This is a genomic window from Pectobacterium artocarpous (assembly GCF_046159765.1).
Taxonomy (GTDB): domain Bacteria; phylum Pseudomonadota; class Gammaproteobacteria; order Enterobacterales; family Enterobacteriaceae; genus Pectobacterium.
The window spans coordinates 1-20,828 of the sequence record NZ_JBJXVK010000014.1; the positions used below are offsets into that span (position 1 = coordinate 1).

Annotated in this window: 17 protein-coding genes; 6 read left to right on the top strand and 11 right to left on the bottom strand. The window is 50.9% G+C overall.

The window, feature by feature from the left end:
• Positions 1–122 precede the first annotated feature (122 nt).
• Complete coding sequence (gene dsbB / locus ACKQAD_RS10540) at positions 123–653, bottom strand: disulfide bond formation protein DsbB (RefSeq protein ID WP_409160116.1); 531 nt, start codon at positions 651–653, stop codon at positions 123–125.
• Positions 654–847: 194 nt separating this feature from the next.
• Positions 848–2,428: a sodium/proton antiporter NhaB gene (gene nhaB / locus ACKQAD_RS10545; protein WP_409160117.1), complete on the bottom strand. Its 1,581-nt coding sequence runs from the start codon at positions 2,426–2,428 to the stop codon at positions 848–850.
• 230 nt (positions 2,429–2,658) lie between these two features.
• Here nhaB and fadR point away from each other — a divergent pair, with 230 nt between their 5' ends.
• Positions 2,659–3,378 (top strand): fatty acid metabolism transcriptional regulator FadR, encoded by a 720-nt coding sequence (fadR, locus tag ACKQAD_RS10550; protein WP_409160118.1) that lies wholly within the window; start codon positions 2,659–2,661, stop codon positions 3,376–3,378.
• A 102-nt stretch (positions 3,379–3,480) separates the two neighbouring features.
• On the opposite strand, the gene ACKQAD_RS10555 is transcribed toward fadR, so the two are convergent.
• A complete protein-coding gene (locus ACKQAD_RS10555; protein ID WP_409160119.1) occupies positions 3,481–5,025 on the bottom strand; it encodes a SpoVR family protein in 1,545 nt (514 codons plus the stop codon).
• 638 nt (positions 5,026–5,663) lie between these two features.
• On the opposite strand from ACKQAD_RS10555, the gene ACKQAD_RS10560 reads away from it, so the two are divergent.
• Positions 5,664–6,917 carry a D-amino acid dehydrogenase gene (locus ACKQAD_RS10560; protein ID WP_409160120.1) on the top strand — a complete coding sequence of 418 codons (1,254 nt, stop codon included), beginning with the start codon at positions 5,664–5,666 and terminating at the stop codon, positions 6,915–6,917.
• 21 nt (positions 6,918–6,938) lie between these two features.
• On the opposite strand, the gene ACKQAD_RS10565 is transcribed toward ACKQAD_RS10560, so the two are convergent.
• The 3 genes from ACKQAD_RS10565 to yeaG all read right to left on the bottom strand — a co-directional run bounded on the left by ACKQAD_RS10565 (position 6,939) and on the right by yeaG (position 11,556).
• Complete coding sequence (locus ACKQAD_RS10565) at positions 6,939–8,138, bottom strand: multidrug effflux MFS transporter (RefSeq protein ID WP_409160121.1); 1,200 nt, start codon at positions 8,136–8,138, stop codon at positions 6,939–6,941.
• Positions 8,139–8,310: 172 nt separating this feature from the next.
• Positions 8,311–9,585, bottom strand: coding sequence for a YeaH/YhbH family protein (locus ACKQAD_RS10570; protein WP_409160122.1), 1,275 nt, complete (start codon positions 9,583–9,585; stop codon positions 8,311–8,313).
• Between the two features lie 36 nt (positions 9,586–9,621).
• Positions 9,622–11,556, bottom strand: a complete 1,935-nt coding sequence (yeaG, locus tag ACKQAD_RS10575; protein ID WP_409160123.1) for a protein kinase YeaG — start codon at positions 11,554–11,556, stop codon at positions 9,622–9,624.
• 454 nt (positions 11,557–12,010) lie between these two features.
• Between yeaG and ACKQAD_RS10580 the strand changes: the two genes are divergently transcribed.
• Positions 12,011–12,760 (top strand): MipA/OmpV family protein, encoded by a 750-nt coding sequence (locus ACKQAD_RS10580; RefSeq protein WP_409160124.1) that lies wholly within the window; start codon positions 12,011–12,013, stop codon positions 12,758–12,760.
• Between the two features lie 116 nt (positions 12,761–12,876).
• Positions 12,877–13,728: an aldo/keto reductase gene (locus ACKQAD_RS10585; protein ID WP_409160125.1), complete on the top strand. Its 852-nt coding sequence runs from the start codon at positions 12,877–12,879 to the stop codon at positions 13,726–13,728.
• A gap of 71 nt (positions 13,729–13,799) precedes the next feature.
• Here the strand turns inward: ACKQAD_RS10585 and ACKQAD_RS10590 are convergent, their stop codons facing one another.
• Positions 13,800–14,669: a D-hexose-6-phosphate mutarotase gene (locus tag ACKQAD_RS10590; RefSeq protein WP_409160126.1), complete on the bottom strand. Its 870-nt coding sequence runs from the start codon at positions 14,667–14,669 to the stop codon at positions 13,800–13,802.
• A gap of 107 nt (positions 14,670–14,776) precedes the next feature.
• Positions 14,777–15,772, bottom strand: a complete 996-nt coding sequence (gapA, locus tag ACKQAD_RS10595; RefSeq protein ID WP_409160127.1) for a glyceraldehyde-3-phosphate dehydrogenase — start codon at positions 15,770–15,772, stop codon at positions 14,777–14,779.
• 343 nt (positions 15,773–16,115) lie between these two features.
• Between gapA and msrB the strand changes: the two genes are divergently transcribed.
• Positions 16,116–16,535 (top strand): peptide-methionine (R)-S-oxide reductase MsrB, encoded by a 420-nt coding sequence (msrB, locus tag ACKQAD_RS10600; protein ID WP_409160128.1) that lies wholly within the window; start codon positions 16,116–16,118, stop codon positions 16,533–16,535.
• A 166-nt stretch (positions 16,536–16,701) separates the two neighbouring features.
• Positions 16,702–16,980, top strand: coding sequence for a YeaC family protein (locus ACKQAD_RS10605; protein WP_409160129.1), 279 nt, complete (start codon positions 16,702–16,704; stop codon positions 16,978–16,980).
• 54 nt (positions 16,981–17,034) lie between these two features.
• On the opposite strand, the gene pncA is transcribed toward ACKQAD_RS10605, so the two are convergent.
• The 3 genes from pncA to sppA all read right to left on the bottom strand — a co-directional run bounded on the left by pncA (position 17,035) and on the right by sppA (position 20,679).
• Positions 17,035–17,682, bottom strand: a complete 648-nt coding sequence (pncA, locus tag ACKQAD_RS10610) for a bifunctional nicotinamidase/pyrazinamidase (RefSeq protein ID WP_409160130.1) — start codon at positions 17,680–17,682, stop codon at positions 17,035–17,037.
• Positions 17,683–17,701: 19 nt separating this feature from the next.
• Positions 17,702–18,721 (bottom strand): asparaginase, encoded by a 1,020-nt coding sequence (ansA, locus tag ACKQAD_RS10615; RefSeq protein ID WP_409160131.1) that lies wholly within the window; start codon positions 18,719–18,721, stop codon positions 17,702–17,704.
• A gap of 107 nt (positions 18,722–18,828) precedes the next feature.
• The gene (gene sppA, locus ACKQAD_RS10620) at positions 18,829–20,679 is read right to left on the bottom strand and encodes a signal peptide peptidase SppA (RefSeq protein WP_409160132.1); all 1,851 of its coding nucleotides are present in this window, start codon (positions 20,677–20,679) and stop codon (positions 18,829–18,831) included.
• Positions 20,680–20,828 lie beyond the last annotated feature (149 nt).

Here is a 20,828-nt window from a genome sequence, read left to right on the forward strand (position 1 = left end):
AGATCATAAAACTCTATGCCTGTCTTGTTTTCTGGGGATTCCTCAGCCTAAAGGGTTAACGCTTCGCGTTGTTCAAAACGTTAACGTTTTGTCCTGAAACTCGAATTAGTTAGGGTATATAATTAACGGCTGAAGAGGTCGCGGCGTTTTGGGCGGAAAGGCTGAGCGATCAACACCAATACGGCAACCACCAGATAGGCGACAAAGATGCCAAGCAGCCATTGCGGCATTTCCAAGGAGAGGAATTCCCACTGACGCACTGAGCAATCACCTGTCGCATTGAAAATGGCGGGAAGCCATTTGTCTAATGGTAACCAGGATGGGAAGCTAACAAAGAAGTCACAGGTGGTAAACGGCGACGGATTTAACAAAATATCCGTGTGTTTCCATGCCAGTCGGACCCCTTCGTAGGAACTGTATATCCATAGTGCGATGGCCGGGTAACGTAATGCCGTTGATGGTGCGATGGCACCAACAATACCCGCAGCGAACACGCCCCATAGTGCACAGCGCTGGTAGATACACAGCACGCACGGTTTTAAGAGCATAACGTGCTGAAAATAGAGCGCGGTCAATTCCAACGCCAAAGCAGTCAACGCCAGCAGCAGCCATGCACCGCGCCTGCGTGAGCAACGATTAAGAAATCGCAACATAAAAATATTCCATGCTAAACATGATTAAAGCAGCAGTGTAAACCGTTCTGGCTTCACTGCCATCATTTCACTGTGCAAAACGTAACGATATGTTTATTTAATGCTTTTCTGTCATTTTACGGCGGCGAACATCGTATTGATAACGTCATCAAGACGGAAATGGTCGCTGCCGTGATTACTATACACGATCGTGATTATGAGTGACTGCCTGATAGGGTCAAGTTTGGCAAAGAAATCCAGTGGTTATTCATCAAAAAATCGGTAAATGGCACAAGTGTGAACTCTACGCAAAGCAATCCGACCAGCGTCATCACAATGGTGTAAGGTAACGCCATGATTACCATGCGCCCGTAAGACAGGCGGATAAGCGGTGCCAAAGCGGACGTCAGCAGGAACAGGAACGCGGCTTGCCCATTTGGGGTGGCGACGGAAGGCAGGTTGGTGCCGGTATTGATCGCCACGGCGAGCAGTTCAAACTGTTCGGGGGAAATCCTCCCGTTCGTTAATGCGTTACGTGCTTCGGTAATATAAACCGAGCCAACGAAGACGTTGTCTGATATTGACGATAGCAATCCATTAAACAGGTAGAACAGCGTGAGTTGAGCACTGTCTGAGGCTTGCAGCACATAATGGATGATAGGGGAAAACAGGTGTTGGTCGATAATGACAGCGACGATGGAAAAGAAAACCGTCAGCAGCGCGGTAAACGGCATGGCATCCTGAAACGCTTTACCGATGGCGTGTTCTTCGGTCACGCCACAAAACGTCGTAGCCATAATAATCACGGAAAGGCCAATCAACCCGACCTCAGCCAGATGAAACGCTAGTGCAACAATCAGCCAAACGCCAATCACCGCTTGTACGATTAAACGCGCCTTATCCTGCGGCGTGCGCTTTTCCGTCATGTCCCGATCGTAATCTTCAAGCACGTGGCGCACGTTGTCCGGCAGGCTTACACCGTAGCCGAACAGTTTAAAACGTTCGACCAGTACGCAGGTCAGTATGCCGCAAATAAACACAGGGACGGTCACCGGTGACATTCGCAGAAAGAAACTGACGAAATCCCAACCTGCGCTTTTCGCGATAATCAGATTCTGAGGCTCACCGACCATTGTCATCACGCCGCCCAGCGCTGTACCGACCCCAGCGTGCATGAGCAGACTGCGTAGGAATGCTCGAAACTGTTCCAGCGTACTATGGTGCTCCTCGCTGCCTAACGCACTGTCATCGCTGATATCGGCCTCGTCTACACCCTGTTGAGAGGCGAATCGGTGGTAAATTCCATAAAATCCGATAGCAACGCTGATAACAACGGCAATCACAGTCAATGCATCAAGGAAGGCAGAAAGGAAGGCGGCGGCAACACAAAAAGCAAGTGACAGCAGCGTCTTGGAATGAATACGCAGTAGTAGTTTGGTAAACACAAAAAGCAGCAGTTGCTTCATGAAGTAGATACCCGCCACCATAAACACCAGCAGCATGAGAACTTCAATATTTCCTGTGACTTCATGCCATACCTGCTGCGGGCTGGTCATGCCGATAAATATCGCCTGGAGCGCCAACAGGCCACCGGGCTGTAGCGGGTAACATTTCAGCGCCATGCCGAGCGTAAAAATAAACTCCACGACTAATAACCAGCCTGCCCAAAATGGGCTGACAAAATAGAACAGTAACGGATTAATGAGCAGGAAGCTGACAATGGTAAGTTTGTACCAGTCTGGGGATTGCCCCAGAAAATTTTTCAATAGCGCTCGGCGCATGGATATACCATTCATAATGGGAAAGAAATCCTTGCTTGTTAGAATAATTTGAGTTTTTACATCATACCGTAAAAACTTTACAAACAGTCATAAGTCTACCGTTATATGCCGTGATGGGGCGGTTTGCAGTCACAATTTTTCATTGAAATGGTTTGGTGCCCGAGTACGGCGCTATATCATGATTCTTTGGTCTGGTATTATGATTCGGCTTTTTTCGGCAATCACCGCTACGGATTATCAAACACATGGTTATAAAGGCGCAAAGTCCGGCTGGATTCGCGGAAGAATACATTATCGAAAGTATATGGAATAACCGCTTTCCTCCTGGCTCTATTTTGCCCGCGGAAAGAGAACTTTCCGAATTGATCGGCGTGACTCGAACGACGCTGCGTGAGGTGCTTCAGCGTTTGGCCCGAGATGGTTGGCTGACGATACAGCATGGTAAGCCAACAAAAATTAACAATTTTTGGGAAACTTCTGGGCTCAATATTCTGGAAACGCTGGCGCGACTCGATCACGATAGCGTGCCGCAATTGATCGATAACCTGCTCGCAGTGCGAACCAACATCGCCGCCATCTTTATTCGGACGGCGTTACGGCATAACCCGGAAAAGGTGCGTGATGTATTGACTCAGGCAAACGCGGTAGACGATAGCGCGGAATCTTTTGCGCAACTTGACTACAACGTGTTTCGTGGTTTGGCTTTTGCCTCCGGCAATCCGATTTACGGTCTGATTCTGAACGGCCTTAAAGGGCTATACATTCGCGTCGGGCGCTACTATTTTTCCAACCCGGAAGCCCGCAAGCTGGCGGTGAATTTTTACGGTCGATTGGAAGCGTTGCGCCGCGAAGAGCTATACGATCAGGTCATGGATGTCGTCAGACATTACGGCAAAGAAAGCGGAGCGATCTGGCACAGTATGCAGAGCGCGATCCCACGGGATATCGCGGAAGTACGCCGCTAAGGCTCCTGCCGCTTCGTTTCTTGGTGAGACGGGTTTCATTGTGAAAAGGGGATTCAGGCACAACCTGAATCCCCTTGTCTTTGGCCGTGTGGCCGAACTCCGTTACGTGGATGACGTCCCGTTACGCGGCGGACAGCGTTCCAGCAGTTCAACGCTGCCATCGGCGTTAGCCTGTTCCAGGTAGACGTCGAAACCCCACAGGCGATGGACGTGCTTCAAGACTTCCTGACTACTTTTTTTATCCAGCGGGGCGCGATTATGCGGAACATAACGCAGCGTCAACGCCCGATTGCCGCGCAAATCCACATTCCAGACCTGAATATTCGGCTCCAGATGGCTCAGGTTGTACTGTGCGGAAAGCTCTTGCCGAATCAGACGATAGCCTTCTTCGTCATGAATCGCAGCAATTTCCAGATAGTTGTTGCGATCGTCGTCCAGAACCGTAAATAGCCGAAAATCGCGCATCAGTTTAGGCGACAGGAATTGGCTGATGAAGCTCTCGTCTTTGAAATTCTGCATCGCAAAATGCAGCGTATCGAGCCAGTCTTTACCCGCAATATCCGGAAACCAGTAGCGATCTTCGTCCGTCGGTGACTGGCAAATGCGCTTGATGTCCTGAAACATCGCGAAGCCCAGTGCATACGGGTTGATGCCGCTGTAATACGGACTGTTATACGGCGGCTGATAAATCACGTTAGTATGGCTGTGCAGGAATTCCAGCATGAAACGCTCAGTGACCCGGCCTTCATCGTAGAGATGGTTGAGAATAGTGTAGTGCCAGAACGTTGCCCAGCCTTCATTCATTACCTGAGTCTGCTTCTGCGGATAGAAATATTGGCTGACTTTACGCACGATGCGCAGAATCTCTCGTTGCCAGGGTTCCAGCAGCGGCGCATTTTTCTCCATAAAATAGAGCAGGTTTTCCTGCGGCTCTTGCGGAAAGCGTCTCGCTTGTTCTGGTACGGCACCTTGTTCGCGACGTGGCAAGGTTTTCCAAAGGTCGTTAACCTGGCTTTGCAGGTAGGCCTCGCGGCTTTTCTGGCGAGACTTTTCCTCTTCAAGCGAAATTTTTTGCGGGCGCTTATAGCGATCAACGCCGTAATTCATGAGTGCATGGCAGGAATCTAACAGACGTTCGACTTCGTCGACGCCATAACGTTCTTCACATTGTGCGATATACTGCCGGGCAAACAGCAGGTAATCGACAATGGAGCTGGCGTCGGTCCAACTGCGGAACAGGTAATTACCTTTGAAAAACGAGTTGTGTCCGTAGCAGGCATGTGCCATGACCAGCGCCTGCATCGGCAGCGTGTTCTCCTCCATCAAATACGCGATACAGGGATCGGAATTGATGACAATTTCGTATGCCAGCCCCTGCTGCCCGTGCTTGTAACGTTGTTCGGTTTCGATAAATTTCTTTCCGAACGACCAGTGGGCATAGTTGATCGGCATCCCTATACTGGAATAGGCGTCCATCATTTGTTCTGAGGTGATGACTTCGATCTGATGAGGATAGGTTGCCAGACGATACAGCTTGGCGACCCGATCGATTTCATCAAGGTAAACCTGCAACAACTCAAACGTCCAGTCCGGTCCATCACTCAGGCGAAGTGTTTTTTTTACCTGATTATCCGTTGATATAGCCATTAGTGCGCCCCCTAACATAACAAGTCTGTACGTGAGATCTCGTTTACTGCCTTCCCGCTGGCTCCTGTCAAAAAATCATCGTTGTTCATTTAGTTATAGCTGAGCTTTGGAAACGCGGCAATTGACGAACTGAGCGTGTTTGATGGAGAAAGGTCGCTGAGGGATAAAAAAGAAATCGGTATTACGCGGTCTATTGATAGAGAAATTCGTCCTCTGGAGAGGGCGCTAAATAACCGGTTTTGACTAGCGGTGTTGATACCGTTTTAACCGCGTCTGAATATCGTTGGGGTGGGAAACGGCAATCGTAGACAGATTTTCTTTAGGCTTCATCCCTTAGGCTCTTATTAATTTGCCGTTTAACATTTTCATCTTTTTTATTTTTCTTTAGCCTTCCAGCTAAAAAGCGAATACGAATTTTGTGAATGATTTCACGGTTGTTTCGTTACAATCTCAGTGGAGAATCAACGGTTCGAAGAGATAACAATAGATAAATGTTATCGTTTAGGCAGGTGACAATTCCTTCTCAAATGCTAGAGTAGTCTTCAGTTTTACCTTTTAACCAGTGTTTTATTCCATTAAATAAGCATTTTTACAGTATATTAGACGGTCTTTGGCGGAAGGGAAAGGAGAGCGGTAGTATGCAGGTTGTGATTCTGGGAAGTGGCGTAGTTGGCGTGAGTACCGCCTGGTATCTTGCGCAGGCAGGGCATGATGTCACCGTTATCGACAGGCAACCGGAACCGGCGTTGGAAACCAGTGCCGGGAATGCCGGGCAGATTTCCCCCGGCTATGCCGCACCGTGGGCTGCACCGGGAATACCGCTGAAAGCGATAAAATGGATGTTCCAGCGCCATGCACCACTGGCGATCCGACCCGACTTCACGGCTGCACAGTTGTGCTGGATGTGGCAAATGTTGCTCAACTGCGATGCGCGACACTATAAGACCAATAAAGCGCGGATGGTTCGTCTGGCCGAATACAGCCGTGACTGCCTGCAACAACTGCGGCAGGACACGGGTATCCAGTATGAAGGTCGGCAGGGCGGAACACTGCAACTGTTCCGTACCGAACAGCAATATGATAATGCGACACGGGATATCGCCGTGCTGAAAGAGGCTGGCGTTCCGTATCAACTACTGTCTCGTCATGAGTTGGCCTCCGTTGAACCCGCGTTGGCGAATGTGGCGGAGAAACTGACGGGCGGGCTACGTTTACCGCATGATGAAACCGGTGATTGTCAGCTATTCACGCGTCAACTGGCGGTGATGGCTGCCGATGTCGGCGTCACCTTCAAACTGGGACGTCACGTCCGCCAACTGCGGGTGGAAGGGCAACGCGTGACGGGCGTCCAGTGCGACGATGAAATGATCGTGGCGGACGCCTATGTGATGGCCTGCGGTTCCTATTCAACGGGCCTGCTGCGGCAGTGGTTTGATATTCCGGTGTATCCGCTGAAAGGCTATTCACTGACGATTCCGCTGTCGGACGATGCCTCTGCGCCAGTTTCTACCGTGCTGGATGAAACCTACAAAGTGGCAATCACCCGCTTTGATCGCCGCATCCGGGTTGGGGGTATGGCAGAGGTTGTCGGCTTTAATACCGCGCTGAATCCTAAACGTCGGGAAACGCTGGAAAGGGTGGCGCACGATCTGTATCCCCATTGTGGTCCGATTGAACAAGCAACATTCTGGACGGGGCTGCGCCCGATGACGCCGGACGGCACGCCGCTGGTGGGGCGGTCACCGCTGAAAAACCTGTATCTGAACACCGGTCATGGCACGTTAGGCTGGACGATGGCCTGTGGCTCGGGGAAATTGTTGGCGGATATTCTGTCGGACAAAGCACCGGAAATTGAAGCCGATGATTTGTCCGTGTCTCGCTATACGCGTTAACGTATCTGGAATGTGTTTAAATTAACTATGGGGCAGCGGCGTAATGCTGCCTTTGTGGTGCCGCGTGAGCAGTCGGGCGTGTACCGCCAGCAGGGCGGCACAGAGCATTACCAGCGCCAGTGATATTTTTGACGGCAGAGGGATTGCCATCGCAATTAGCCCCAGTGCCGCACCGCCCGCCATCTGCACAAAACCTACCATCGCCGACGCAATTCCTGCCTCATTGGAATAAGGTTCCAGTGCATAGCTGGTGGAGGGGCCGATCAAAAATGCCAGGCCGGCACAGGCCAGCGCGACGGGCAGCATGTAGGTTGGCCAGGTGTTTTGCAGTGCATCAGGTAAGAGCACGATACCACCAAGCAGAGAAAGGAAACCCATGCCCATCATCAGGCTACCGACAGTCAGACAGCGTGGCCGGCCGACTTTGCGGATAATGTGGTTCGCAAAAAAACTGACCAACATGATCCAAAAGCCGTTTGCGCCGAAGGCAAGCGAAAATTCAAGCGGCGTGAGCTGCGCCTGATTCATCAAGACCACAGGGGAAAAGGTGACGTAGGTTAACGCCATCCCCATGGCACCCGCGTTGACGGATGCGAATCCCAGAAAGTGGCGATCGGATAACAGGCGCACATAGTGGCGCAGGGGTAAGCCGTGTACGGGCAACGTTGAATCCGGGCGTGTTTCAGGAAGGAAGCGAATGACGAGTGTCAGTACCAGAATGCTGTAGCCTGCGAGGAACCAGAAGGGGGCTCGCCAGCCGAAGGCTTCAGCCAAAAGTCCGCCCAAGAGCGGTGCCAGTGCTGGCACAATATTCAGTGTACCGTTAAGAAAACCATAGGTTCTGGCGGCATCGTCGCCGTTCAGTTTGTCACGTACGCTGCTGAAAATGGCAACGGCGGTACAGCAGACGGCCATACCCTGAAAAAGGCGTGAGAGCACGAATAACGTGGCGTTGGTCGCCAACGCGGCCATGATGGCACCGATGATATAGATAATCACGCCAGCCAGCGCCATAGGGCGTCGGCCATACTTATCGACCAGCGGCCCAGCCAGAAGCTGACCTAATCCCATGATCAGAATAAATAGTGCGACGGTGGACTGAATCAGCGCTTCAGGACTGTTCAGCGCCACGGCGATGGCAGGAATCAGGGGTAAATAGATGTCGATACCCAACGGACCGAGTAGAACCAGAGTCAGTAAAATTAGAAAAAATCGTTGCATAACAAAACAGAAATCTACGTTTTATGGGTTCGACAGGGTAATGCGCACACCGGCGGAAAGAAAGCATTATATTTGTGACAATGTCACAAAGGTGGGGTAATTCCACTCGAGAGGAGAATATCAGCCAGCTAACCATTAACGACTAACAGATAACTGGCTGGCAAAGGTATGGTTAATGTCCTACGGTTTGCTTGCGGAAAAGTTCACGGAAGACAGGGTAGATATCATCCTGATCGCGAATATGCTGCATAGCGAAATTATCGAACGTATCGCGCAGCATTTCATATTCGCGCCAGAGCGTCTGGTGTGAACGTCGGGTGATCTCGATATAGCTGTAATAACGCACCATCGGCAGCAACTGATTCGCCAGAATCTGGTGACACAGCGGTGAATCGTCAGCCCAGTTATCGCCATCCGAGGCCTGTGCCGCATAGATATTCCACTGCGACGGATCGTAACGTTCACGCACGACTTCCTCCATCAACTTTAATGCACTGGAGACAATGGTGCCGCCGGTTTCCTGAGAGTAGAAAAACTCCTGTTCATCGACCTCTTTCGCCTGCGTGTGATGGCGAATATAGACAACGTCCACGTTTTTGTAATTTCTGCTGAGGAACAGATAGAGCAAAATATAAAAGCGCTTCGCCATGTCTTTCGTCGCCTGATCCATAGAGCCGGACACGTCCATTAAACAAAACATTACGGCCTGGCTTGATGGCTCGGCCCGACGCTCGTAGTTCTTGTAGCGTAGGTCAAATGTATCGATAAACGGCACACGAGCGATTTTCTGGCGCAGTTCGGTAATTTCCTGCCGCAGCCGTTCCTCTTCCAACAATTGTGCGGGCTCGGTGTGCGCCAACTGTTCCAGCGTCTCTTCCAGTTCGTGTAACGTGCGGCGTTTACCTGCTGTCATCGCCATGCGGCGTGCCAGCGAGTTTTGCAACGACCGCACCACGCTGATGTTGGCAGGAACGCCATTCGCGGTGTAGCCGGCGCGGTGCGTTTTGTACTCGGTCATCTGCCGATGCTGGGTCTTCTTCAGGTTCGGCAGCGCCAGATCTTCAAACAGCAGATCCAGATATTCGTCTTTGGAGATCTGAAAGACAAACTCATCCTCGCCTTCGCCATCTTTACTGGCGTCTCCCTGACCGGAACCACCGCCACCGCCTCCTTGTGGCCGCTCGATTTTGTCGTTCTGTATGAAGTGATCGTTACCCGGGTGGACGCGATGGCGTCGTCCTCCGCGGCCCTGATGGAACATCGGTTCGTTGATGTCTGCATTGGGGATCGACACTGACTCCCCGCTTTCGATGTCGGTCACCGAACGCTTATTAATGGCCTCGGAAATCGACTGTTTTATTTGCGACTTATAGCGGCGCAAAAAGCGTTGGCGGTTCACCGTGCTTTTGTTTTTACCGTTTAGCCGTCGATCAATAAAATAGGCCATGTTTCCCCCAAACGCTGTTGCCAGCATCGTGCGTCATTATGATGATTTTCTCACCCGCAGATACCATTCGCACAGCAAACGAACCTGCTTCCGGGTGTAGCCTTTCTCCATCATACGATCGACGAAGTCATCATGTTTTTTCTGTTCATCCGTTGAAGTTTTGGTATTAAACGAAATCACAGGCAACAGCTCTTCGGTGTTGGAGAACATCTTCTTCTCGATGACCGTGCGCAGTTTTTCGTAACTGGTCCAGTTTGGGTTCCGGCCGCTATTATTGGCTCGGGCGCGCAGGACAAAGTTGACGATCTCGTTACGGAAGTCTTTCGGGTTGCTGATGCCCGCAGGCTTTTCGATCTTTTCCAACTCGGCGTTTAGCGATTCACGGTCAAACAGTTGGCCAGTATCTGGGTCACGGTACTCCTGATCCTGAATCCAGAAATCCGCATAGGTAACATAACGGTCAAAAATGTTCTGGCCGTATTCGGAGTAGGATTCGAGATAGGCGGTCTGGATCTCTTTACCGATAAACTCCGCGTATTTCGGCGTCAGATAGCCTTTCAGGTGCTCCAGGTACTTCTCTGCCAGCTCCTGTGGAAACTGCTCACGTTCGATTTGCTGTTCCAGTACGTAGAACAGGTGAACCGGGTTAGCCGCGACTTCGCTGTGATCGAAGTTAAAGACGCGTGACAGTATCTTGAACGCGAAGCGGGTCGACAGGCCGTTCATCCCTTCATCCACGCCCGCGTAATCGCGGTACTCCTGATAGGATTTCGCCTTCGGATCGGTATCTTTCAGGCTTTCCCCGTCATAAACCCGCATCTTGGAGTAGATGCTGGAGTTTTCGGGATCTTTCAGGCGCGACAGAATGGAGAAGCGAGCCAGCGTTTCCAGCGTGCCGGGCGCGCAAGGTGCATGCGTCAGTTCGCTGTGATTCAGCAGCTTGTCGTAAATTTTGACCTCTTCGGAGACGCGCAGGCAGTATGGCACCTTCACGATATACACGCGGTCAAGAAACGCCTCATTGTTCTTGTTGTTACGGAATTGCACCCATTCCGATTCATTGGAGTGCGCCAGAATAATCCCGTTGAACGGCAGGGCGGCAATGCCTTCCGTCCCGTTGTAGTTGCCTTCCTGTGTCGCGGTCAGCAGCGGGTGGAGCACCTTAATCGGCGCTTTGAACATCTCGACGAATTCCATAATGCCCTGGTTCGCGCGGCACAATGCGCCGGAGTAACCGTAGGCATCGGGATCGTTCTGGGCATAATGCTCCAGCTTGCGGATATCGACCTTGCCGACCAGCGCTGAAATGTCCTGATTGTTCTCATCACCGGGTTCGGTTTTCGCGATCCCGACTTGTGCCAAAATCGATGGCCATACTTTAACGACTTTGAATTTGGAAATGTCGCCGCCAAATTCCTGGAGGCGTTTGGCTGCCCAAGGTGACATGATGGTGCCGAGGTAGCGCCGTGGAATGGCGTACTCTTTTTCGAGTATTGCGGCATCTTCCTGCGGGTTGAACAGGCAGAGCGGGTGGTCATTCACCGGGCTGCGTTCGCCGTTGGCGCTGAGGATGTAAATCGGTACGCGCTGCATCAGTGCTTTCAGGCGTTCGGCCAGAGAAGATTTCCCGCCGCCCACTGGCCCCAACAGATACAAGATCTGTTTCTTCTCTTCCAATCCCTGCGCGGCATGTTTCAGATAAGAAACAATTTGTTCGATGGCCTCTTCCATACCATAAAATTCTTCAAAAGCCGGGTAGCGAGCAATCACCCGGTTTGAAAATAGGCGCGACATTCGTGATTCTTGGGCGGTATCCACCATTACAGGCTCACCTATAGCCGTTAACAATCGTTCAGCCGCGTTCGCGTAAGCATTGCGATCTTGCTGACAGATAGTAAGGAATTCCTGCAGAGTGAATTCTTCATCCTTGGCAGCGTCGTAGCGCTGGCGGTAGTGATCAAATATGTTCATAGCGATGCCCGTCCTTCGTCGATTAGCACAGATTAAGAGAGCGCGTGGAATATATGCGTATTAATGTTTTGCCCTCCGAAAGAAGAAATCTCCCGAGTCCAGCAACCCTTATGCCAACTTGCCGCGTCAGGGCGTCGTGGTTTTATTCATACCTACTGGTTAGGAAGATGTCACCTTCTGTATTAAAGCGTAGTTTGCATCCGTAAAATTTCCTCTAGTCTACAAACGTATTTTTAAGATATTTCAAGGACTCACTTTCAGGAAAATCCGTGTAACATTGCGTAGAATAGGCGCTTAGCCTTAGGACACTGCCTATTACCGACGTTAGCGTACGTAAAACCTATCGGATATATAGGTTATTCGTTAATGTTATTTTTATATAACCTGAACGCGAACGTGTGTAATTGGCCTATCATGTTTCATGATATTTATCTGCAATAGGAAATAGAAAACTGTGAAAAAACCTCAACTATGTATGCTGGCCGCACTGATTTCTGGTGCCGTGCTCCTGCCTTCAGCCTATGCCGCAGATGTCTCTCTGGGCCTTGGCGCTGCGGGTTCAACGTCTGTGTACCGTGGTGTTGATAATGACGTTTATCCGCTTCCTGTACTGAATTATGAAAGTGAAAATTTTTATTTCCGCGGACTGGGTGGCGGATACTACCTGTGGAATGACGGCGCAAATCGTCTCTCTTTAACGGCCTACTACCTGCCTTTAGGGTTTAAACCCGGAGATAGCGACGATCTGCGTATGAAGCAGCTAGATAAACGTCGCGGTACGCTGATGGCGGGTGCGGCCTACCGTCATATTGCCGACTGGGGCGAAATTCGTACTGTGCTAGCAGGTGACACGCTGGATTACAGCAACGGTTTTTCATGGGATACCGCTTACCTTTACCGCTTCTCAATGGGCGATCTGAGCATCACTCCGGGTATCGGTGCTACCTGGTTCAGTGAAAACATGAACCAGTATTACTACGGCGTGAGCGCACAAGAGTCCGCGCGTTCCGGCTTTAACCAATATAGCCCTGGCGATGGCTGGGCCCCGTATCTTGAGCTGAGTGCGGGTTATAAAATTAACGATAGCTGGAGCGCCTGGGCAGTTGGGCGTTACACGCGCTTGTCTGACGAAATGAAAGACAGCCCGATTGTCGATAGTAACCACAGCATCTTGATGAGTGCAGGCGTCAGCTACCGCTTCTAATGCTTTTCGCGAGCATGGTGCATTTGCCGTACAATAATGGGGTAATATCACCCCATTTGCACGTTTATGGTGCACTGAGTGCTATGCTAGGTTGATGGTAAACAAGGGAGGGGAGCGTGCCAAAAACGATTCGTTTTCCAGATAACACCCGCGTACCGGCAATCGGTCAGGGAACATGGTATATGGGCGAAGATGCTCGAATGAAAGCGCAGGAAGTGGCGGCGCTGCAAGCTGGCATCGACCTTGGATTAACGCTGATTGATACCGCCGAAATGTATGCGGATGGTAGGGCTGAGGACGTGGTTGGCGAAGCGATACGCGGCCGTCGCGACCGCGTTTATCTGGTATCGAAAGTGTACCCGCACAATGCGGGAGGCGAAAAGGCGATACAGGCGTGTGAACGCAGCCTTAATCGACTGCAAACCGAACGTATCGATCTGTATCTGCTGCACTGGCGCGGCGGCATTCCGTTAGTGGATACCATTGCGGCAATGGAGCGATTGCAGCAGGCGGGTAAAATCGGCCAGTGGGGCGTGTCCAACCTTGACCTTGAGGATATGCAGGAGCTGTGGTCGTTAAGTGGCGGACAGCGCTGCATGACTAATCAGGTGCTTTACCATTTAGCCTCTCGCGGCATTGAATTTGATTTGTTGCCGTGGTGCCAGCAACAGCAGCTCCCAGTGATGGCATATTGCCCGCTGGCGCAGGCAGGGCGCTTGCGTGAGGGATTATTTTCGCATCCGGTGGTAAACCGCATCGCACGCGAACATAGAATCACACCTGCTCAACTTTTACTGGCGTGGGCGATTCGCCAGCCGGGCGTGATCGCCATTCCAAAAGCCAGTTCGGTAAAGCATGTGCAGGAAAATGCGCAAGCGCTGGACGTGGTGTTGTCTGAGGTCGATATTGGGCAACTGGATCAGGCTTTTCCACCGCCGACGCGTAAACAACATCTGGATGTGGTGTAGCAGAAGCGAAAGCATGTGATGTATGGCGGATGATGTCGCCATACATCAATATATTTAGGGCATTGCCGTGGTTATTTCTTGATGCGGATAACCGTCGTCAAACGAGCCGGAGCCTCGGCGGATGCGACAAACGGTTGGTTAATCCGCGCGGTTTCCACACACACGAACGTTTTATATCCCTCGTCCGGCATATCGCTAATCGTACGAGACAGTTCTGCGCCGGGGTTCCATGACACCACATCGCTATGATGCGTATGGTGTACTTCGATAGCGCGTTTCAATACAGCATCATGTACCACACTGGTGTCTTGCGGCTGGGTATAAATACGGTCTGTACGATCGGTAAAGACCAAATCGCCTTGCTGTGTTGCCAGCTTGCCCTGATCGACCTTATCAATAAATGACTCACCCAGACCAGTAATGCGAATATCACTGATGTCGCCGATGTTGAAATAGGTGTGCAGCGCGCTGGTGATGCTGTAATCGCCATGAGCTTCCAACTCAATACTGCATTCTTTGCCCAGCTTGAAACGCGCGATTAGCGTGAATTCATGCGGCCAGCTCTTGCGTGTTTCTTCATTGTCCCGCAGCGTGAAGGTGAGCTGCACACCGTGCTCATCTTCGCTGTGGGCGGTAAATTCCCACGGCAGCAGACGGGCAAAACCGTGGTTAGGATCGGCGAAAGGGCCAAACCAAGGGAAACAAATCGGTACACCGCCGCGAATCGCAACGTGATGAGTAAAAGGCGTATTGTCGCTCAGCCAGAGTACCGGCTCTTCATCTGTCGGCTGCCAACTGAGTAAGTGTGCTCCTTGTAATGCCACCGCCGCGCGTACTTCAGGATGGTCAACGACGACGATGGGAAGCTGGTTCAACTGACGCTGGCTGAGGGTTGCACTAATTTGTTTCGTGACGGGGAGTGAGAAAATTGTGTTATGCATGATAGTGCCTTTTTTTGATTGTTTTTCGTTATAAAAAGAAACCTGCAATTAACAATAAAAAAGGGCGACATGACGTCGCCCTTTTTTCACCGAATCATCACTGACACTTATTTAGAAATGTGAGCGATCAGATCCAGAACTTTGTTTGAGTAGCCTGTTTCGTTGTCGTACCAGGAAACCAATTTCACAAAGTTGTCGTTCAGTGCGATACCTGCTTTAGCATCGAACACAGAAGTCAGTTTTTCACCGTTGAAATCGGTAGAAACAACGTCGTCTTCTGTGTAACCCAGAACGCCTTTCAGTTCGCCTTCAGAAGCGGCTTTGATTGCTGCGCAAACTTCTTTGTAAGACGCTGGTTTTTCCAGACGAGCAGTAAGATCAACTACAGAAACGTTCGGGGTAGGGACGCGGAACGCCATACCAGTCAGTTTTCCGTTCAGCTCAGGGATAACTTTACCTACTGCTTTAGCTGCACCGGTAGAAGATGGGATGATGTTCTGTGCCGCGCCACGGCCGCCGCGCCAGTCTTTGTGAGATGGGCCATCAACGGTTTTCTGCGTGGCAGTCGTTGCGTGAACGGTGGTCATCAGCGCTTCAACGATACCGAAGTTGTCGTTGATAACTTTTGCCAGCGGAGCCAGGCAGTTAGTGGTGCAAGACGCGTTAGAAACGATGTCCTGACCTGCGTAAGCTTTGTGGTTTACACCCATAACGAACATCGGGGTGTCATCTTTAGATGGCCCTGTCAGAACGACTTTCTTCGCACCAGCAGCGATGTGCTTACGTGCAGTTTCGTCAGTCAGGAATAGGCCAGTTGCTTCAGCAACGACATCAACGTTAGCTTCGTTCCACTTCAGGTTTGCAGGATCGCGCTCTGCGGTAACACGAATGGTTTTGCCGTTAACAACCAGGTGGCCATCTTTAACTTCAACGGTGCCGTTGAAACGACCATGAGTTGAGTCGTACTTCAGCATATACGCCATGTAATCAGCGTCCAACAGGTCGTTGATTGCAACGATTTCGATGTCAGAACGTTCTTGTGCAGCGCGGAAAACAATACGGCCGATACGGCCAAAACCGTTGATACCTACTTTGATAGTCATATATTCCACCAGCTATTGGTTTGTGAATAAAAGGTTGGTTGTAAAATTACAAAAACCTTGCTGAGCGTCAAGCGGAATCGTGTCAATAGTTGCTGTAAGTCAAACCTATGACCAATCTTTGTGCAAAAACCGCTTGAGTCTGTAACTAAGTAACATCTAAGACTGATATGAGGGCGGAATGCATCATATAAAGTCTGTGTTATCTCAATATGTGATGCTAGTCACAATTAAATATTCATGCTGATAACATTCCTAATATTAGGCCAGAACGGCCTGTCAGGTTGTTAATTTTTTGTTATAATCAAGGATTAATTGAATTGATAACACCCGCTGTGAGACTTCCATGACTAACGACTCTGTTTCCCGCACCCCGTCCGATAATACTGAACTGACAGAGATGCAGCGCTATGTCACCCAGCAACGCGGTACGGAGCCTGCGTTTTCAGGAAAACTGCTGCATAACAAGCGCACCGGCGTTTATCACTGCCTGTGCTGCCAGGCTCCGCTGTTTTACTCTGACAATAAATATGACTCTGGTTGTGGCTGGCCGAGCTTCGATCAGCCCGTTTCCTCAGAAGCGATTCGCTATCTGGAAGATGATTCACATAATATGCGCCGTATTGAGATCCGCTGTGGGCAGTGTGATGCACATCTGGGGCACGTTTTCCCTGATGGCCCGAAAACCACGGGCGAACGTTACTGCGTGAATTCAGCATCTCTGAGCTTTATTGATGACGTTGATGGCGAGCGCGTTGACGGGTAACCTGTGGGATAAAGAGGGCGGTGCTACAGGCTGACGCTGTATAGCTTTAAACGATTCAGCTATCAAGTATTCCTGTAATACAAATGTTCCTGTAAATACAGGTGTCCCTGCCAATAACAGAGCGCAGTAAGCATAATGTTGACTTTTCTCGGAGCAGAAACCGGATATGGAACTCAATGATCTGTTCGACGCCATGACGCCAGAAATTTACCAACGGCTGGTCACGGCGGTAGAACTCGGCAAATGGCCGGACGGTGTCGCATTGACGGCTGAACAGAAAGAAAACTGCCTGCAAATGGTGATGATGTGGCAGGCACGCCATAACGAACAAGCTGAGCACATGACGATTGGTACCAATGGCGAAATTGTGATGAAGAGTAAGCAGGAACTGAAGCGCGAGTTTAACATCGCTGATGCCATTGTTACGCTGGAGCCCGACGCCTAACGCGTAAGCAAGCAGCCTCATCGGCTGCCGTGATGCAGGGTGACAGTGCGCTGGCTAGTGCGCTGAAGGCAGTGTGGCAAGAAACTGCGTCATATCCGTAAGTGTCGCCCCACGCTGTACCATTTCCCGCAATGCGGATTCGCTGTCGTCGGGCAAAAGATTAATGCCGCGACAGCCGTCCACCAATACTTCGGTGTGATAACCCAGTGCAATGGCATCTAACACGCTGAACTTGACGCAATAATCTGTCGCCAGCCCCAGGATGGTCAGATGGGTGATACGGTTGGCATGTAGCCACTCATCCAAGTCGGTTTTAATGCGATGTCCGTTATCGAAAAAAGCGCTATAGCTATCGATCTCTGGCTGAGTCCCTTTTTGTACGATCCACTGAATGGCTGACTGATTGAGTGCTGGATGAAAATCAGCTCCGGCGGTTCCTTGTACGCAGTGAACCGGCCACCAGATTTGCGGCCATCCGTTTAGCTCGCCGATTTCTCCGGCTTTAGTATTCGCATTAACGACAAAGCTGCCGTGATTCTCGGGATGCCAATCCTGACTGGCGATCACGGTAACGCCAACGGCCATGCAGGCTGCAATAGCACGGTTGGCAACCGCAATGACGTGGTCGCTTTCGTTAATGGCCAATGCGCCGCCGGGACAAAAATCATTTTGTAAGTCAACTAATAGCAATGCTTTTTTCATTACTGACTCCGTGATTGACTCAATCTTTATCGCTCAATTCCCCATGCAGGTTTTTCTGCATCAAATGGCGAATTTCATCGGCGCTTAAGTCTTTCTGGCTCAATAAGTAATGCAATTTGGTCAATGCGGCTTCAACGGTCATGTCAAAGCCACTGATCACGCCTGCATGCGCCAGCGCATTACCTGTTGCATAACCGCCCATGTTCACACGTCCGGAAATGCACTGCGTCAGATTGACGACTACAATGCCGCGTGCGGAGGCTTCACGTACTTCGTGCAGTAGGCCGGGGCTTTGCGGTGCGTTGCCAACGCCGTAAGATCGCAGGATAAGCGCCTTCACCGGCTGGAGGAGGAAATTACTAATAACATCGGCAGAAATGCCGGGATAAATTGTAATCACCCCGATAGGCTGGGGCGTAATGTGATGCACTTTTAGCGGCGGGCAATTGCTGCATTCCACGGTGGGTGCCAGCCGACGAATATGAATACCGGCTTCCAGTAGTGGCGGATAATTGGGGGAGGCGAAAGCGTCAAAGCCATCCGCATGGGCTTTGGTGGTGCGATTGCCGCGTAGCAGTTTGTTATTGAAGAAGAGGGCAACTTCATTAATCGGATGATTAGCCGCAACGTATAGCGCGTTCAACAGGTTGGTCTGGCCGTCCGAGCGCAATTCTGCCAACGGAATTTGTGACCCTGTCACGATAACCGGCTTGGCAAGATTTTCCAGCATAAATGAGAGCGCAGAAGCGGTGAACGCCATCGTGTCAGTCCCATGCAGAATCACAAAACCGTCGTAATCATCGTAGTGGTCTTGAATATCGTCCGCGATGGATTGCCAGTCTGCTGGCGTCATGTCAGACGAATCGATCAGCGGGTCATATTCATGAATCGTGAATGCCGGCATCTCTTCGCGGTGGAATTCGGGCATGTTTGCCAACTGCTGCTGTAAATGACCGGATACCGGTACATAGCCATTAGCAGATCGCTGCATGCCGATGGTGCCGCCCGTGTAGGCGACATAAATGGATTTCTTTCGCATGGTGGTGTGAGTATGGATTAAACCGAGAATTATAAAGAGAAAAGCAGCCCGATAATACCATCATAAGCAATGACTATTACCGGGCTTATTTGCGGCCGATGTAACCGTTACCGGACGTCTCCGCAGTTGAGGCAAAATGCGTACCGGTTCTGCGGGTCGTTTAGGTTATTCATGATAGACGGCTGTGACTGCACGGCTTCCGCTAACTGTGCGACCGGAGCCGGCAACATAGACTGAACGACAACGGGCAGCAGGGCATAAACGGAAGCGTTCACCTGATTCAGCATCGTGTCGAGCAGGCCCGGCTGTTCGGTGTACCAGTTCAATTGATATTGTCCCAGTTTGGCCAGCTCAGCGGCTTTCTTCACAGCATCATCAAAATCACCGATCTGATCGACCAGACCATTTTGTTTCGCGTCGCTACCGACCCAGACATGCCCTTGCGCGATCTGATCGATTTGCTCCGGCGTTTTCTTACGTGCCTGTGCCACGATATCGATGAAGTTCTTATAGCCGCGCTCAATACTTAACTGCATCATCTGCGCGAATTCAGGCGGCAGCGATTTTGTAATCGACAGATCGGCCAGCGGGGAGGTGGCAACGCCATCCGTATGCACGCCAAGACTTTCCAGTGAATTTTCGAACGTGGTGATCACGCCAAAAATACCGATAGAGCCAGTCAACGTACTGGCGCTGGAAATAATTGCGTTTGCTGGCGTTGAGATCCAGTAGCCGCCCGATGCTGCCATGCCGCCCATGGAGACCACGATCGGTTTGCCGGCCAGACGGAGCGCCATCAGTTCCGAGCGAATCAGCTCCGATGCGGTGACGCTACCGCCGGGGCTATTGACGCGTAGCACCAGCGCTTTGACTTTAGGATCGAGGCGTGCGGCACGAATTTGTGCTGCCGTGGTATCGCCACCGACCATTCCCGGCGTTTCTGGCCCATCAATGATAGCGCCATTGGCAAACACAACCGCAATCTGGTTGTTGTTCTGCACTGGCGGTTTGACGGTGTAGTCGTAGATGCTGATGAAATTAAAGTTGTTTTTCTGGCTATTCCAGCCAAACGCTTTAACCAGGGCTTGTTCGGTCACGGAACGTGATGCCACTTCATCAACCAGCTTGTTATCCAGCGCATAGCGGGCGGTGTCGCCCTGAACGGACTGCAAGCCTGCAATGATACCTGCAGCGCCTGGGAAAAGTTGCTGCGGCGTAATCTGTCGGTTAGCGGAAACCGTATTTAAATACTGTTGCCACAGAGCATTGATCCAACGGGTATCGGCGTCGCGTGCCGCAGGAGACATATCGTCTCGCAGATACGGTTCAACGGCTGACTTATAGGTTCCCACGCGGAAAATGCTGGCGGTTACTTTCAGCTTGTCGAGCATGGATTTGAAGTAGAGATTATTGGTCGCAAAACCGTGCAGATCGACGCTGCCCTGTGGTGTCAATGACACCGTATTAGCAAAACTGGCCAAATAATATTGAGACTGGTTGTAGCTGTCGCCAACGGCATAAATGGGTTTACCACTATCGCGGAATTCGCGCAGCGCCTTGCCGATATATTGCAGGGACGGCTGATCGGCACCGGTAAAATCGCTGAGATCCAGCACCATTCCTGTGATGTTGTCGTCACTCTTTGCCTGACGAATGCTGTCTACGATATCGAACAGTGAATTTTCCTGACGACGGTTGTTCGATGCGCCGAAGAATTCACGCCCTAATTGACGCAGTTTGTTATTGACGGTGGGTTGATCAACCACCACGCCCGTCAGATCGACCAGCAGCGCACCCTTCGTAGCCTCTTCCGGCGTTGTTTTTACCTGTGAGTAGATTCCAATGCCAACCAGAATCAGGGCGATAAGAAAAATATTGAGAATACATTCTCTGATAAAATTAAGCAGACGCCATGTCCACTTAAAAAATCCGCTAAGAATTCGCCACAATGTGCGCATGATATCTCCATGAACGGGTAAACAACGTGTGCTCTATGTCCTTCAGCTCGCCTCTGGCAAGTGATGAAGCACAAGGAGTGATAGTATCCTAATGAGCAGACAGTAAAAAGTCAGTATTAAATCGCTGCGGAAGCGCGCCCTGTCGGGGT

Excerpts from the sequence above, each read along its gene's own strand:
- ACKQAD_RS10560 (WP_409160120.1), top strand. The coding sequence starts at position 5,664 with ATGCAGGTTGTGATTCTGGGAAGTGGCGTAGTTGGCGTGAGTACCGCC.
- ACKQAD_RS10570 (WP_409160122.1), bottom strand. The coding sequence starts at position 9,585 with ATGGCCTATTTTATTGATCGACGGCTAAACGGTAAAAACAAAAGCACG.
- pncA (WP_409160130.1), bottom strand. The coding sequence starts at position 17,682 with ATGAAAAAAGCATTGCTATTAGTTGACTTACAAAATGATTTTTGTCCC.
- fadR (WP_409160118.1), top strand. The coding sequence starts at position 2,659 with ATGGTTATAAAGGCGCAAAGTCCGGCTGGATTCGCGGAAGAATACATT.
- gapA (WP_409160127.1), bottom strand. The coding sequence starts at position 15,772 with ATGACTATCAAAGTAGGTATCAACGGTTTTGGCCGTATCGGCCGTATT.
- nhaB (WP_409160117.1), bottom strand. The coding sequence starts at position 2,428 with ATGAATGGTATATCCATGCGCCGAGCGCTATTGAAAAATTTTCTGGGG.
- ACKQAD_RS10605 (WP_409160129.1), top strand. The coding sequence starts at position 16,702 with ATGGAACTCAATGATCTGTTCGACGCCATGACGCCAGAAATTTACCAA.
- yeaG (WP_409160123.1), bottom strand. The coding sequence starts at position 11,556 with ATGAACATATTTGATCACTACCGCCAGCGCTACGACGCTGCCAAGGAT.
- msrB (WP_409160128.1), top strand. The coding sequence starts at position 16,116 with ATGACTAACGACTCTGTTTCCCGCACCCCGTCCGATAATACTGAACTG.
- ACKQAD_RS10590 (WP_409160126.1), bottom strand. The coding sequence starts at position 14,669 with ATGCATAACACAATTTTCTCACTCCCCGTCACGAAACAAATTAGTGCA.
- ACKQAD_RS10555 (WP_409160119.1), bottom strand. The coding sequence starts at position 5,025 with ATGGCTATATCAACGGATAATCAGGTAAAAAAAACACTTCGCCTGAGT.
- dsbB (WP_409160116.1), bottom strand. The coding sequence starts at position 653 with ATGTTGCGATTTCTTAATCGTTGCTCACGCAGGCGCGGTGCATGGCTG.
- sppA (WP_409160132.1), bottom strand. The coding sequence starts at position 20,679 with ATGCGCACATTGTGGCGAATTCTTAGCGGATTTTTTAAGTGGACATGG.
- ACKQAD_RS10565 (WP_409160121.1), bottom strand. The coding sequence starts at position 8,138 with ATGCAACGATTTTTTCTAATTTTACTGACTCTGGTTCTACTCGGTCCG.
- ansA (WP_409160131.1), bottom strand. The coding sequence starts at position 18,721 with ATGCGAAAGAAATCCATTTATGTCGCCTACACGGGCGGCACCATCGGC.